At 59.7% G+C, this 14,698-nt stretch carries 14 protein-coding genes; 4 read left to right on the top strand and 10 right to left on the bottom strand.

Annotation, left to right across the window (positions count from 1 at the left end):
• Positions 1–25: 25 nt before the first annotated feature.
• The 5 genes from BFW87_RS11770 to BFW87_RS11750 all read right to left on the bottom strand — a co-directional run bounded on the left by BFW87_RS11770 (position 26) and on the right by BFW87_RS11750 (position 5,977).
• The gene (locus tag BFW87_RS11770) at positions 26–757 is read right to left on the bottom strand and encodes a carbonic anhydrase (RefSeq protein ID WP_078739977.1); all 732 of its coding nucleotides are present in this window, start codon (positions 755–757) and stop codon (positions 26–28) included.
• 229 nt (positions 758–986) lie between these two features.
• Complete coding sequence (locus BFW87_RS11765; RefSeq protein WP_078739976.1) at positions 987–2,045, bottom strand: PA0069 family radical SAM protein; 1,059 nt, start codon at positions 2,043–2,045, stop codon at positions 987–989.
• Positions 2,046–2,126: 81 nt separating this feature from the next.
• Complete coding sequence (locus tag BFW87_RS11760; protein WP_078739975.1) at positions 2,127–3,425, bottom strand: cytochrome c; 1,299 nt, start codon at positions 3,423–3,425, stop codon at positions 2,127–2,129.
• Positions 3,426–3,437: 12 nt separating this feature from the next.
• Positions 3,438–5,222, bottom strand: a complete 1,785-nt coding sequence (locus BFW87_RS11755; RefSeq protein WP_078739974.1) for a GMC family oxidoreductase — start codon at positions 5,220–5,222, stop codon at positions 3,438–3,440.
• 2 nt (positions 5,223–5,224) lie between these two features.
• A complete protein-coding gene (locus tag BFW87_RS11750) occupies positions 5,225–5,977 on the bottom strand; it encodes a gluconate 2-dehydrogenase subunit 3 family protein (protein WP_078739973.1) in 753 nt (250 codons plus the stop codon).
• Between the two features lie 273 nt (positions 5,978–6,250).
• Between BFW87_RS11750 and BFW87_RS11745 the strand changes: the two genes are divergently transcribed.
• The gene (locus BFW87_RS11745) at positions 6,251–6,865 is read left to right on the top strand and encodes a dual specificity protein phosphatase family protein (protein ID WP_078740044.1); all 615 of its coding nucleotides are present in this window, start codon (positions 6,251–6,253) and stop codon (positions 6,863–6,865) included.
• A gap of 35 nt (positions 6,866–6,900) precedes the next feature.
• On the opposite strand, the gene BFW87_RS11740 is transcribed toward BFW87_RS11745, so the two are convergent.
• From BFW87_RS11740 to prlC, 3 genes are all read right to left on the bottom strand, one after another.
• Positions 6,901–8,904, bottom strand: a complete 2,004-nt coding sequence (locus tag BFW87_RS11740; protein ID WP_078739972.1) for a M3 family metallopeptidase — start codon at positions 8,902–8,904, stop codon at positions 6,901–6,903.
• Positions 8,905–9,029: 125 nt separating this feature from the next.
• Entirely contained in the window at positions 9,030–9,305 is a 276-nt protein-coding gene (locus BFW87_RS11735; RefSeq protein WP_010207776.1) for a YheV family putative zinc ribbon protein, read from the bottom strand.
• The gene (prlC, locus tag BFW87_RS11730; protein WP_176159731.1) at positions 9,302–11,401 is read right to left on the bottom strand and encodes an oligopeptidase A; all 2,100 of its coding nucleotides are present in this window, start codon (positions 11,399–11,401) and stop codon (positions 9,302–9,304) included. The genes BFW87_RS11735 and prlC overlap by 4 nt, the downstream gene beginning before the upstream one ends.
• Before the next feature lie 54 nt (positions 11,402–11,455).
• Here prlC and BFW87_RS11725 point away from each other — a divergent pair, with 54 nt between their 5' ends.
• Both BFW87_RS11725 and BFW87_RS11720 read left to right on the top strand, forming a co-directional pair.
• The gene (locus BFW87_RS11725) at positions 11,456–11,998 is read left to right on the top strand and encodes a gamma carbonic anhydrase family protein (protein WP_078739970.1); all 543 of its coding nucleotides are present in this window, start codon (positions 11,456–11,458) and stop codon (positions 11,996–11,998) included.
• Complete coding sequence (locus tag BFW87_RS11720) at positions 11,995–12,654, top strand: HAD family hydrolase (RefSeq protein ID WP_078739969.1); 660 nt, start codon at positions 11,995–11,997, stop codon at positions 12,652–12,654. The genes BFW87_RS11725 and BFW87_RS11720 overlap by 4 nt, the downstream gene beginning before the upstream one ends.
• 84 nt (positions 12,655–12,738) lie before the next feature.
• Here the strand turns inward: BFW87_RS11720 and BFW87_RS11715 are convergent, their stop codons facing one another.
• A complete protein-coding gene (locus BFW87_RS11715; RefSeq protein ID WP_078739968.1) occupies positions 12,739–13,782 on the bottom strand; it encodes an aminopeptidase in 1,044 nt (347 codons plus the stop codon).
• Positions 13,783–13,925: 143 nt separating this feature from the next.
• On the opposite strand from BFW87_RS11715, the gene BFW87_RS11710 reads away from it, so the two are divergent.
• Positions 13,926–14,348 carry a PA0061/PA0062 family lipoprotein gene (locus tag BFW87_RS11710; RefSeq protein ID WP_078739967.1) on the top strand — a complete coding sequence of 141 codons (423 nt, stop codon included), beginning with the start codon at positions 13,926–13,928 and terminating at the stop codon, positions 14,346–14,348.
• Here BFW87_RS11710 and BFW87_RS11705 read toward each other — a convergent pair whose 3' ends face one another.
• Positions 14,349–14,588: a DUF1161 domain-containing protein gene (locus BFW87_RS11705; protein WP_078739966.1), complete on the bottom strand. Its 240-nt coding sequence runs from the start codon at positions 14,586–14,588 to the stop codon at positions 14,349–14,351. It lies immediately after the preceding gene.
• Between the last annotated feature and the right edge of the window lie 110 nt (positions 14,589–14,698).

The following is a 14,698-nucleotide window of genomic DNA, read 5'->3' as shown; positions in this document are numbered from 1 at the left end:
CCGCTTTACCCGGCAGGGAAGTGTTTTAGAAGCGCGCTTTAGGCGTCGCGGAAGGAATCGGCCCGTCGCCGCTCAATGAGCGAAACGCCGCCTGATCCGCATCGTAGGCCCGGATCTCACTGGTCTCGATGTTGTAGATCCAGCCATGGATAAACAAATGACCATTGGCCATGCGCGAAGCCACAGAAGGGTGGGTGCGCAAATGTTGCAGCTGGGCGATGACGTTTTCTTCGGTCAGCACCTTCATGCTTTCGCCTTCATTGGCGCAGTCGCAGTTGTCTTCAACCATCGACTTGGCCACTTCAGCGTGACGCAGCCAGGCACGAACCGTCGGCATCTTTTCCAGGCTGGCGGGGTTGAGTACCGCGCGCATGGCGCCGCAATCGGAATGCCCGCACACGATGATGTGCTGCACACCCAACGCAAGTACCGCGTACTCGATGGCGGTAGAAACACCGCCGTTCATCTGGCCGTAAGGCGGCACCACGTTGCCCACGTTACGGGTCACGAACAAATCACCCGGGGAGCTTTGGGTGATCAGCTCGGGCACGATGCGTGAATCGGCGCAGGTAATAAACATCGCCCGTGGGCTTTGGGCCGTGGCGAGTTTCTTGAACAATTCTTCCTGCTGCGGGAAGACGTCGTGATGGAAATGCAAAAAGCCGTCAACAATATGCTTTAGCGCTGCATCGGCGGTTTCCGCCACCTGAGGGGCTGAAGCCGACGCAGCCAACGGCTGTTTATCCTTGTCACTCATGATTCATCCTCTTGATTAATGCAGGGGAGTGGTTCAACTCAGTTCGACGCCTGGCCTGTGCAATAGTTGTAAAACGCCACACAAACAACGCGCCGACTCATCAGTCACTCGCTGAACAAGGTAACCGCCGAAACTTAACTCAAACTGAATGGACCGCTCTAGAACGCGGGTTTCAGTGATGTCAAAACGCGACTATTCCGGCGACAGCGTAGGACGCTTCCCCGCAAGTTTACAACAAAGCCATCTGCCTGCCCGGTGGGCAGAATGCCGTGCAATCCAGATTGAACCCTTCCCGTCGATCCAGCCCCAATCGCTTGATCGCCTTGCTGAAACGTTGTGCCAGCAAATCCGCAAACGGCCCTTCACCGCGCATGCGCACACCGAACCGGCTGTCATACACCTCACCGCCACGCACCTGCCTCACCAGGCTCATCACATGGGCCGCGCGCTGCGGGTAATGCGCCGCCAGCCACTCCTCGAACAGCGGCGCCACTTCCAGCGGCAGACGCAGCATCATGTACGCCGCACTTTGTGCACCCGCTGCGTGGGCTTCGGTCAGCAGGCTCTCCAGCTCGCTGTCGTTGATCATCGGGATCATCGGCGAGCACAGCACGCCCACCGGGATGCCCGCCTCGCGCATCACCCGAATCGCCCGCAAACGCGCCTTGGGTGCCGCCGTGCGCGGTTCCAGGATGCGCTTGAGCTCATCGTCCAGGCTGGTGAGGCTGATCATCACCGCCACCAGACGCTGCCGGGCCAGCTCGGTCAGCAGGTCCAGGTCGCGCAAAATCAGCGAACCCTTGGTGATGATGGTCACCGGGTGCCGGTAACGCAGCAATACTTCGAGGGTTTGCCGGGTGATTGTGTATTCGCGCTCGATAGGCTGATACGGGTCGGTATTGGAGCCCAGATTGATCGGCGCACACACATAACCCGGCTTCGACAGTTGCTGTTCCAGCACATCGGCGGCATTGGTCTTGGCGATCAGTTTGGTTTCGAAATCCAGCCCCGGTGACATGTCCCAATAGGCATGGCTGGGCCGCGCGTAGCAGTAGATGCAGCCGTGTTCGCAGCCGCGATAAGGATTGATTGAGCGGTCGAACGGCAAGTCCGGCGAGTTATTGCGGGTGATGATGGTCTTGGCCGTTTCGATACGCACTTCGGTGCCCTGGGTGGGCGGCACTTCCTGAAACCAGCCGTCGTCCTCGACCACGCTGACGGTCGGCGCAAAGCGGTTATGCAGGTTGGTGGCCGTGCCCCGGCCACGGGGCGGCAACGGAGTAGACATAAAAACGCCTCGATACTGTTTTTATATACAGTATCGAGGCGCGAGGTTTCTGACCAGTGCCGTTTGGCGGTCAGGGATGAATCAGTGCTTTTGCGTCACTTGGCCCAAGTCATCGCCCGAGGTCGTGCGCATGTCACTCTTGCGCAGGTCGGCCACATCACTGGCCTTCACCGGCTCACCTTTGTTACCCCAGCTGCCACGAACAAAACTGACCACATCCGCCACTTCCTGGTCCGACAGACGCCACGCAAATGCTGGCATGGTGAAAGTCGACGGCGCCGTATGAGTGGCCGGCAACGTGCCGCCGTTCAACACGATGTTGATCAACGAGGTGGCATCCGCCGTCTGTAATACAGGGTTGCCCGCCAGCGCCGGGAACACCCGCGTATAGCCATGGCCGTCGGTACGGTGGCAGGCCGCGCAGTTGTCGATGTACACCGACGCGCCTGGCTTGCTGTCATCGCCCTTCCACAGCGCGTCAGCCACCTGCTTGTCGTACTGATGCGGCTGATCCTTGGGATCCACCGCCGGCAGGCTTTTGAGGTAACGCGCGATAGCGGTCAGGTCGTCTTGCGACATGTACTGCATGCTGTGGACGACAACATCACTCATGCCGCCAAACACCGCGCTGCGATCACTGCGGCCGGTCTTGAGAAATTGCACCAGCTGCTCTTCGCTCCAACTGCCGAGACCGTCCTTGTGGTCGCCGCGCAGGCTTTTCGCGATCCAGCCTTCCAGCGGTGCGCTGCCCGACAGGAACGCGTTGCCGTCAGTCGCGCTCAGGGCTTTTTCCTGCATGGTCAGGGCGCGCGGCGTATGGCACGCGCCGCAGTGGCCGAGGCCTTCCACCAGATACGCGCCCCGGTTGATCACCGGGTCCGCAGCGGCCTGGGCCTGATGCTCCTCGACCGCCGGCGCAAACATCCAGCGCCATGCCGCCAGCGGCCAACGCATGCTCAAGGGCCAGGGAATATCGCTGTCCTTGTTCTCTTGGGCGACCGGCTCAACGCCTTTCATGAAATACGCATACAGCGCCTGCATGTCGCTGTCGCTCACACGCGCGTAAGACGGGTAGGGCATCGCCGGGTAAAGCGTACTACCGTTTTTGGCGACGCCATGGCGTACGGCTTTGTCGAAGTCTTCGAAGCTGTAATCGCCCAGGCCGGTTTTGTCCGGGGTGATGTTGGTGGAATAGATCACGCCGATCGGGGTTTCCATCGGCAAGCCACCGGCAAAGGGTTTGCCACCCTTGGCGGTGTGGCAGGCCACGCAGTCACCGGCGCGGGCCAGGTATTCGCCCTGTTTGATCAGGTCGGTTTCAGCCGCGCTGACCGAGCAACTGCTGAACAGGGCAAGAGAGGCAATAACAAGTGCTTTCATGGTCATCGCTCCTTATGCCTGAACCAGCGGGCCGGGGTTTTTCAGGTACTGCTCGCGGATCGCCCGCGCCGACCAATAGGTCAACGCCGCCACCAGGCCGGTAGGGTTGTAGCCCAAACCCTGTGGGAAGGCGGACGCGCCCGGGACAAACACATTGTGTACATCCCAGCTTTGCAGGTAACGGTTCAACGCACTGGTCTTCGGGTCGGTACCCATGATTGCGCCACCGTTGAGGTGGGTGGTCTGGTACGACGCGGTATTGAAATGCTCACCGACCTTCTTGCCGAGCAGGGCAATCGCCTTGGGGTTCATCGCCTCGGCGACCTTGCTCATTTTGTCGACCATGAAGCGGTTCATTTTGATGTCGTTTTCCTGCCAGTCGAACGTCATCCGCAGCAAGGGCAAGCCGTAGGCATCGCGGTAAACCGGGTCCAGATCCAGGTAGTTACCCCGGTAGGATTGATGGGCGCCATGAGCGTCCATCGATACCTGGTGAGTGTAGTAATCGGCGGTGGCGCGTTTCCAGGCACTGCCCCAGGCCGGGGTGCCCGGCGGGTTGGACGTACCGGCAATCGGCCGGCTGCCGGCCTGGTTGACCCACATCGGCGAACCGCCCACAAAGCCGTGGGGCCCGTGGTCGAAGTTGTCGGCGTTGAAGTCATCCATGGCCACGCCGTTGCCGCCCGCACCGATGAAGTTGTTGGTGTGAGTGTCTTTATCGAAGAAGGCCTTGATGGTGGCCATGTTCTGGTAGGCGAAGTTTCGGCCGACCACGCCTTCGTTGGTAATCGGGTCGTAGGGTTTGCCGATGCCCGACAGCAACATCAACCGCACGTTGTTGAACTGGAAGGAGCCGATGATCACCAAATCCGCCGGCTGCTCGCACTCGCGGCCCTGAGCGTCGATGTAAGTCACGCCGGTGGCCTTGCTCTTGGTGCTGTCGAGGTTGACCTTGAGCACATGGGAGTTGGGCCGCAGCTCGAAATTCGGCACCTGGCGCAGCGCCGGCAGGATATTCACGTTTGGCGAGGCCTTGGAATACATGTAACAGACATAGCCACTGCAAAAGCCGCAGAAGTTGCACGGGCCCATCTGCGCGCCGTAGGGGTTGGTGTACGGCCCCGAGGTATTGGCTGACGGCAGGTTGTAGGGTTTGTAACCCACGTCCGCAGCCGCTTTCTGAAACAGCTGTGCGGAGACGGTGTTTTTCTGCGATTCCAGCGGAAACGGGTTGGAACGATCCGGCGCGTAGGGATTGCCGCCACGGCCTTCGCCCACCAACTGACCTTTAACGGTCCAGGCCTGGCCGGAGGTGCCGAAGACTTTTTCCGCATAGTCGAAAAACGGCTCCAGCTCTTCATAGCTGACGCCGAAGTCCTGGATGGTCATGTCTTTGGGAATGAAGTTTTTCCCATAACGCTCTTCGTAGTGGCTGCGCATGCGCAGCTCAATCGGGTCGACGCGAAAATGCACGCCCGACCAGTGCAGCCCCGCGCCACCCACACCATTACCCGGCAGGAATGCGCCCAACTGGCGGTTTGGCAAGGCGACGTCATTCACGCTGTGGCGAATGGTCACCGTCTCCTTGGAAATGTCCTGGAAGAGTTTTTTACGCACGCTGTAGGTCAATTCGTCGATGACCTGGGGATAGTTGCCGTCGGGGTAAGTGTCCTGCATCGGGCCGCGCTCCAGCGCTACCACGTTGAGGCCAGCTTCCGTCAGCTCCTTGGCCATGATCGCGCCGGTCCAGCCGAAGCCTACGATCACCGCATCGACTTTCTTCATGATGGTCGCCACGTTTATGCCCTCTCGCCGCGGATGGAAACAGCCGGGAAGGGGTATTGCTCGTTGCGTTCAACCCAGTCCATGAAGTCGGCGCGGGCGCCGGGGAAACCGATCATGGTCCAACCGACCATGCCTTTGTTGCCGCCGTGGATGGGGTCACAGAAGAACCCTTCCTTGGTGTTTTGCAGCAGCAAATTGAAAAACATCTTCGGAGGTACCGACGTGAAATGCGCGCTCACTTCGCTACCGCCCGCCTCAAGACGGCGTAACATATCGTCTCGGGTAGCGCTGTCTTGGGCAGCAAAAGCTTTCCCGTTGAACGCCTTCGACCAGGCATCCGTCGCGGCAATGCCCAGGCGATAGATTTCTTTGGGCACCAATTTGCTTTGCCAACCCATTTCCGGCGCGGCATCGGTGTTGAATGGGCCTTGCATAAACCACAGGGCGCCGCTGGCGTAAGGCGTGTTCATCTGGCGGTCGATGTATTCCGGCGCGCCGGCTTCCAGAGCGCCCGGGCCTTGGGCATCGGCGGGAATCAACTGCGCGACGGCGGCATTGATGAACGCCCACTCTTCGGCGGTGAAATAGCTCGGCTCGTAGGCTTTGTCACTCGCCACAGGCTGGGCAGGCGCGGCCTGAGCCGGCTCGGGCGTGGCCATCAATATCGAGCCGCCAAGGCCGGTGCTGGCAACCGTGACCACCGGGATCAAGGTCAAGGATTTGCGCAAAAAGTCACGCCGGGGGTTGTCTTGATCTTGATCAGACATGGGTGCTCCTCATCATGTGGTCACGGGTTGATCCGCCGCTTCTGGGAGCAGCGTGAAGGCTTGCCAGGGAATTGGATCCAAAGGGATAGAACACTCTGGCAAACAATAGTTACAAATGATAGCAGCCTAAGCATTGGGGAGAATCGATTCAGCGACAAAAACACCGGATCAGATGCGCCGATTCACGATTCTTTGACGGCCGCCTCACACCCCATTCACCCCACAAAGACCACTCTGAGTGCCATAACCCTTCCTGATCCGGTCATGTCGCGCATGCTCACCTTTCGATTGCCACCTGCCCTCGGCTTGGCGCTGCTGGCACTGTTCGCCACCTTCCAGGCCCAAGCCGATGACGTCACGCCCGTCCGCTCTCCCGAGTGGGCGCAGCCTGTGGGTGACAGATTCAACCTGCATCAGATGACGCCGACGCTGTACCGCAGTGCATTGCCGGACAGCAGCGCGCTGCCCGTATTGCAACAACTGAAGATCGGCACAGTGATCAACTTTCTGCCGGAATCTGATGCGCCCTGGCTGCAGACATCTGATATCAAACAGGTACAGCTGACGTATCGCACCAACCATGTCGACGATTCCGACGTGCTGGCGGCGATACGGGCGATTCAGGAAGCCGAAGCCAACGGCCCGGTGTTGATGCATTGCAAACACGGCTCCGACCGCACCGGTTTGATGGCTGCGATGTATCGCGTGGTGGTTCAGGGCTGGAGCAAGGAAGAGGCGCTGAACGAGATGACCCAGGGTGGCTTCGGCAGCAGCAACGGTTTCAGGGACGGCGTTCGCTACATGATGAAGGCGGACGTAGCCAAGTTACGCACGGCACTGGCCAACGGCGAATGCAGCACCAGCGCCTTTGCCCTGTGCTCGATGTAAGGCTGGATGAACACGGCAGACAAAGGCACCTGACCTCACAGCGCGCCGCCCGGTGGACCGCCCAAAAACAGTTGAACCGACTCAAGCAGCGACCGTGAGTGGCCGGGAGCAAGTACACATTCGCGAAACGCACGTCCGGTCGCAGCGCTGAACACACCCTCGCGTTCAAACCTTTTAAACGCTGAACGCGCCAGCACATCAGACCACTGGTAGGCATAAAACCCGCCCTCATACCCCGACACCAGGTAGCTGAAGCCGTTGGCGTAACGCACTGCGTCCAGCGCCGGCAAGTGCCCGACCTCACGGTTGGCGCTGGCGAATACCTGCTCAATACTGCGCCCGTCGCCTTGGGTACGGTGTAGCTCGATATCAAACAACGCCAGGGTCAATAACTCTGCGCGCTCCCAGGACATTTGAGTGTTGGCGTATACCACCTGCTGGCGGGCCAACGCCTCAGGCAAATGAGCGCCCGTGTCGACATGGCTGGATAGCCACACAAGACAGTCAGGAGAATCACACCAGCGCTCGAAGAACTGGCCGCAGAACTCCGCGTTGTCCATGCCCAGGTCATCAATGCTCATTTTGGTTCGATAACCCAGGCCCATCATCATCTGTTGCAAGCAATGGCCGAACTCATGAAACAGGATCTTGAGCTGCCGATGCCCGAGCAAGCAGGGCTCATCAGGGGCTACGTCAAACTGAGTACAGAGCACGACCACCGGTTGCACCCTGCGGCCTTCGGCTGTAGTCCAGCGGTTTCTCAACGAAAACGCATTGGCAAAATCACCGCTTTTTTGCAGGTAGGGCACGAAATAAATGTAGCCCAGCACCTCATCATGGGCCTGCACCTGCAAGAGTCGAACACCGGGGGTCCAGGCGTCGAAGCCATCCAGCTCGATAACCTCGATATCGAACAGGCGCTTTACCAGTGCACACAGGCGCAACAAGGTCGAATCCAGCGGGAAATACGCGCGCAACGCCTCTTCAGCAATGCCACTGGCCTCTTGCCGGATTTCCTGCGCCAGAAACGCGTAATCCCACGGCTGCAAATCGGCCAGCCCCTGCTTTAGGCCCAGCGCCGTGAGTGCTTGCTTGTCCTGCGCAAAGGCTGTGCGCTGCGACGCGATCTGGTCGCGAATAAAGTCCAGCACTTGCTCATCGGTCTCCAATACCTGGAGCTCAAGTGCCAATTGAACAAAGTTGGCGTGACCCAATAGCTGGGCTTTCTGACCGCGACTGGCCAATAGCATTTGCAGCAGGGGGCCATTATCGAACTCCCCGGCATGCGGGCCCAGCTCGGACGCACGCGTGTTGTAGGCCGTGAAAACCTCTTCTCGCAGCGCACGATTCTGCGCGTACGCCATAAGGTCCCGGTACGTCTCTTCGTTCAGGGTAATCAGCCAGCCTTGCAGGTTCGCGGCGCGGGCCTTGTGCGCCATACGCGCCTTGAGTGTCGGCGCAAGCCCCAGCAGCTGTGATTCATCGGTGACGTGTTTGCGCCACGCCTCGTTGGCCTGCTCTAACCGGTTCAGGAACAATTGCTGGAGCCCGGCGATTTCACGGTTGAGCGTCACCAGTCTCTGCTGCGCGGCAGGCTCCAGGTTGATACCGGCCAGTTGAAATTTTTTCAGCGTGCGCCTCAGAAAACTCTGACGGGACGCATCGAACAATTCGGCCGGTGAGCTGGCGGCCAACGCCCGATAGCAATCGAATAGCGCGCGGTTGCCTGTTAACTCGCGCACGAAATCTGTGGCCGTGAACGTCGCTTGCGCGCTGGCTTCCATCCATTTTTGATCGTTTTTAACGCTGTCGAGGATATCGATCACCCTTAACATTTCATCGAGCCGCGATGTGACGAGTTCTATTGCCAGCACCAGGTCATCCCAGTTTGGGCTGTTTCGCTGACTGGCAGTGATGCGGGCCACCTCGGCGCGGCTGCGCAGTACGACCGCATCAACGGCAGGCACAAGGTGTTCGGCTCGAATGGCCGAAAAAGGCGGCAGGTGATGGTCCTGCAACAGGGGGTTGGGGTCGGGCATGGTCGCTTCCTTGAAGACAACAAGAGGGAGTTGTCATCCTGGAAGGCGGTGCGCAAGAGGGGGCTGTAGATGCTTAACGCCCCGCACCCGGAAAGCCTGTTCCAGAGCGCGGGGCATCAAGCCGGTCAGTCTTTTTTCAGCTTCGGGTTGGGGAAGAACTGCACCGCCTGCACCTTCGGGTCCGCCGGCGCTTTCAACGCCGACGTATTCACCCGCGTGCCCAATTCCTTGGGCACTGACAACCCTTGGTCATTGAGTGTGTCGGTATAACCGCAGGCCACGCACTCGCGGTGCGGCACGTTGTCTTCGGTCCACATCTTCAACTTGTCCGGCTCGCTGCACGCCGGGCAAACCGCCCCGGCGATAAATTGCTTTTTGGTAATCACAGGCCCTTCACTCATGCTGCCGCGTCCTCACTCAGGCCGCTGTGGCGCAAGAGTGCGTCAATCGACGGTGCACGTCCGCGGAAGTCGACGAACAGCACCATCGGCGCCTGGGAACCGCCGCGCGCCAGGATCGCCTCGCGGAAAGCGCGGCCAGTCTCGGCATTCAGCACGCCGTCTTCTTCAAATTTGGAGAAGGCATCCGCCGACAGCACTTCGGCCCACTTGTAGCTGTAGTAACCGGCTGCGTAACCGCCAGCAAAAATGTGCGCGAAGCTGTTGGGGAAACGGTTATAGGCCGGTGGGCGCATGACCGACACTTCATTGCGCACGCCTTCAAGCACCTGCGCCACGCTGCGGCCATCGCCGTGGGTGGCGTGCAGTTCGAAGTCGAACAGCGAAAACTCCAGCTGGCGAACCATCATCAGGCCGGACTGGAAGTTCTTTGCCGCGAGCATTTTTTCCAGCAGGTCCTGAGGCAGCGGTTCGCCGCTTTCATAGTGACCGGAGATCAGTGCCAGGCCTTCCGGCTCCCAGCACCAGTTCTCCATGAACTGGCTCGGCAACTCCACCGCGTCCCAGGCCACGCCGTTGATGCCGGACACGCCGGCATGTTCAACGCGGGTCAGCAGGTGATGCAGGCCGTGGCCGAATTCGTGGAACAGGGTGGTCACTTCGTCGTGGGTCAGCAGGGCAGGCTTGCCGCTGTCGGCCGGGGTGAAGTTGCACACCAGGTTGGCCACCGGGCTTTGCAGCACGCCGTCAATGGTGCGGCGACGGTCACGCGCGCCGTCCATCCAGGCGCCGCCACGCTTGTTGGCGCGGGCGTAGAGGTCGAAGAAGAAGCGACCGACGTGCTGGCCGTTTTCCTTGATTTCAAACAGGCGGACATCCGGGTGCCAGGTGTCGAAGCCTTTCTGCTCGGCGATTTCGATGCCGTACAGGCGCTGCACGATGGCGAACAGGCCGCCGAGTACTTTGTCGATCGGGAAGTAGGCGCGCAGGGCTTCCTGGGACACGCTGTAACGCTGCTCACGGAGTTTTTCACCGTAGAAACCGCTGTCCCAGCTTTGCAGGTCGGCGCAGCCTTGTTCGGCGGCGTAAGCCTTGAGCTGTTGCAGGTCCTGGGCGGCAAACGGCTTGCTACGCTTGGCCAGGTCACGCAGGAAGCTCAGCACCTGATCGCTGGACTCGGCCATTTTGGTGGCCAGGCTCAGTTCGGAGAACGATGCGTAGCCCAAGAGGTGAGCAAGCTCCTGACGCAGGTCGAGGATGTGTTCCATCACCGGGCCGTTATCGTTCTGACCGGCATTCGGGCCTTGGTCCGACGCACGGGTGCAGTAGGCGGCGTAAATTTCCTCACGCAGGGCACGGTCCTGGGCGTAGGTCATCACTGCGTAATAGCTCGGGAATTCCAGGGTGATCAGCCAGCCGTCGAGGCCTTTTGCCTGGGCGGCGGCGGCCATTTGCGCCTTGGCCGAATCGGTCAGGCCGGCGAGGGTGGCCTCAAAGGTAACGTGTTTGGTCCAGGCTTGGGTGGCGTCCAGCAGTTGGTTGGAGAATTTGCTGCCCAACTCGGAGAGCTTGCTTTGCACTTCGGCGTAACGTTTTTGCTGCTCTGGCGGCAAATCGATACCCGACAGGCGGAAGTCACGCAGCGAGTGTTCCAGAATGGTTTTTTGCGCCACGTCGAAACCGGCAGCTTCCGGGCTGTTGGCCAGGGCTTCGAAGGCCTGGAACAGCGCGCGGTTCTGGCCCATCTCGGTGGAGTAGGCGCTCAACGCGGGCAGGCAGCTTTCATAGGCTTCGCGCAATTCGGCGCTGTTGCACACGGCGTTGAGGTGGCTGACCGGGCTCCAGGCAGCGCTGAGGCGGTCATTCAGCTCGTCCATGGCCAGGATCAAGCCCGCCCATGTAGGATTTTTACCCTGGCTTTGCAGGATGCCTTCGATGGCGACACGGTTGTCGGCGAGGATCTGTTCGATGGCCGGTTGCACGTGCTCGGCACGGATCGCCGAGAACGGCGGCAGGTCGTAGGACTGCAGAAGCGGGTTGTTCGCGCTCACGGTGGGCACCTTGGCTGAAGAAACATGTAAGAACAAAGATGGGGCCATCTTAATTACAATCAACTCCCACCGCAGCTATCAGCAGAAGAGAGAGAAGCTATCGTGACCCTTCGCACCTATCAGAACCACACGCCAACCCTGGGCGCCGGGGCTTTTGTCGATATTTCGGCGGTGGTGATCGGCGACGTCGAAATCGGCACCGACAGCTCGGTCTGGCCGCTGACCGTGATTCGTGGCGACATGCACCGCATCCGCATCGGCGCACGCACCAGTGTGCAAGACGGCTGCGTGCTGCACATCACCCACGCCGGGCCGTTCAACCCGGATGGCTTCCCGCTGCTGATCGGCGATGACGTGACCATCGCTCACAAAGTCATGCTGCATGGCTGCACGGTGGGCAATCGCATTTTGATCGGCATGGGCAGCATCGTGATGGACGGCGCCGTGGTGGCAGACGACGTGATCATCGGCGCCGGCAGCCTGGTGCCGCCGGGCAAAAAACTCGAGAGCGGCTTTTTGTATGTGGGCAGCCCGGTTAAACAGATCCGCGCGCTGACTGACAAGGAACGCGCCTTTTTCACCTACAGCGCCGCGAACTACGTGAAGCTCAAAGACCTGCACCTGGCCGAAGGATTCGATCAATGACCCTGAAATACCAAACTGTGCTGTTCGACCTGGACGGCACCCTGACCGACCCGCGTGAGGGCATCACCCGTTCGATCCAGTACGCCCTCGGCAAACTCGGTATTGATGAGCCGGACCTGACCAAGCTGGAACACTTTATCGGCCCGCCGCTGTTGCAGGCGTTTATGCAGTTCTATGGCTTCGACGAGGCCAAGGCGTGGGAGGCGGTGAATTTTTATCGGGAGCGTTTCAAGGTCACCGGGCTGTATGAAAACCGCGTGTTCGACGGCGTGATGCCGCTGCTCGAAGTACTGAATGGCCAGGGCCGTCAGTTGTACGTGGCCACGTCCAAGCCCTGGGTGTTTGCCCGCGAGATTGCCCGGCATTTCGATTTTGCCAGGCACTTCAAGGTGATTTACGGCAGTGAGCTGGACGGTACGCGCACAAACAAGGTTGAGCTGATCGCGCATTTGATGAGCGAGGAGGGGCTGGACCCGGCGACTACCTTGATGATTGGTGATCGCAAGCACGACCTCATCGGCGCACACAGCAATGGGCTGGATTCGGCGGCGGTTGGGTATGGGTTTGGGAGTTTTGAGGAGTTGAGTGCAGAGGCGCCGACTTGGCATTTTGAGACATTGGATGAGATGCATCAGGCGTTTTTGCAGCGGGCTTGAGACCGCTATCGCAGGCAAGCCAGCTCCCACATTGGATCGGCGAACTCGGTCAACTGTGGGAGCTGGCTTGCCTGCGATGAGGCCCTAAAGACCTCCACCCTCCAACTGCCTCAACGCCGCCTTCCGCTGCCCCACCGGCAACCCACCCATCTTCTCCACCGCCGCAAAAAACCTCACCCAATCCCCATCCACCTGCCGAAACAACGCGGCAAACGCCGGCACCCACTGGTCATACAGCCCAAACGGCAACAGCCGCGCATTGTTCATCGGCTGGTTGATCCACACGTCATAGCGCTTGTCCCCGCCCCATTGGCTGTCGCGCATCCGGCGATACTCGCTGCGCAAATGCTCAAACTCCGCGGCCTTGGCCTGGCGCATTACATCCGCCGCCAATGGCTGCGCATACAGCGTTTCCAGGCGTTTTCGGGTATCGAGAATCAGGCGGATGAACTGATCGCGCTGCTGCAACGCCGCATCGCTGATCGGCGGCAGACCTCGGGCCGCACGCCATTGGCGCGTGCCTTCCTGTTCGACGAAGTTGGCGTAGGACTCGTTGAACTCGGTGTCGTCCTTCACGTAAAAACGCTGGTGCGCCAGCTCATGGAAAATCAGCGTGGCCAGGCGCTCATCGCCCCAGCTCATCATCGAACTCATGATCGGGTCGTTGAACCACCCCAGGGTGGAATAGGCCTCCACGCCGCCAATCGACACGTCCATGCCTTGTTGCTTCAAAAGCGCCGCTTCACCGCGTGCCGCGCCCTGGTTGTAGTAGCCGCGATAAGCGACGCAACCGGCAATCGGGAAGCAGTGGGTTTCGGGCGAGAGGGAAAATTCCTGCGTGGCGAAGACATTCCAGACCACATATGGCCGGCCAATATCGGCGTACAGGCGGTAACTCTGGTTGTCAGGCAGGTGCAGGTGTTCGCTGGCAAAAGCGCGCGCCTTCTGCGATTGCGCCAAATGATCACGCAACAGCTGTGGGCGGGAAGGGTCGGCAATCACCTCGGACACCGGCTCGCGGGCGCGCAGCAACTGCCACTGGCCGCTCGCCAACTGGCTGTAATAACTGACGCTGGAGCACCCGCTGAGCAACAACACCAACAAGCCTGGAAGAAAACGCCTGACCATGCCGCGAACACTCCTGAGTAATGTGCTCGCCAGACTATCCTGCCCTTACGGAATTTTTCCATGACTTGGCGTGTTTATACTCATAGGGAGTCTGCTGCCATCAGCACTGGGCTCAATTCTTTCCTACCGCCTGAGTGCCTGCCATGCGCCAGCTTTTGCTACCCGTCACCGCCCTGTTTCTCAGCGCTTGCGCATCGACGCCGATTCCCCCGGCGGACCCGCAGCAAGCCTGGGTCGATTTCGCCACGCCGACACCGGGTGCCAAACTGGTGATGGCGCAGCGCCTGGACGGTAAAAACCTTAACGACGGGCGTTTCTTCCAGGTGCCACCCGGCAGCCATGACCTGATGGTGCGTTTTGATTTCGAGGTGAATACCGGCACGGGGATTGGCGGGCTGGACCAGACGCGCGACCGCACCTGTTTCATGAGCCTGCAGTACAACAACTTCCAGGCGGGCCAGCACTATGTGCTGGAAGGGCGCTCGCTGGCCTTCACGCCCAACATTCGGCTGTATAACTCGGCGAAGCAGTTGCTGGCCGAAGAACACAGCGTGAACTGCCTCTGATCAGTCGTTGTTTTTCTGATAGATGATGGTTTTGGAGCCGTTATCGCAGGTGCCGACACGCATCGCTTCATCGTGCTTGTCACCTTCTTCCTTGCTGACGACTTCCAGGGTGTAGGACGGCACGGCATTCGCCTGGATTTTGATCTCGATCTCTTTCCTGAGCTCTTCACAATCTTTTGGAGCGGCCACAGCCGATGTGGCCAATACACCGCAGATGATCGCCAAGGCAAAACGTTTCATGTGTGAAGCTCCCTGAATGCATGCGCACGGATGTGCGGCTAAGGCTGCATAGCGTATAGGACCACATCGGGGAAACACGAGTGCTGATTTAACGCACAACTAACTGTGGA

Source organism: Pseudomonas fluorescens (genome assembly GCF_002022275.1).
Taxonomy (GTDB): Bacteria; Pseudomonadota; Gammaproteobacteria; order Pseudomonadales; family Pseudomonadaceae; genus Aquipseudomonas; species Aquipseudomonas fluorescens_AJ.
The sequence above is the reverse complement of the archived record's forward strand: the minus strand, read 5'-3'. Positions and strand labels throughout refer to the sequence as shown.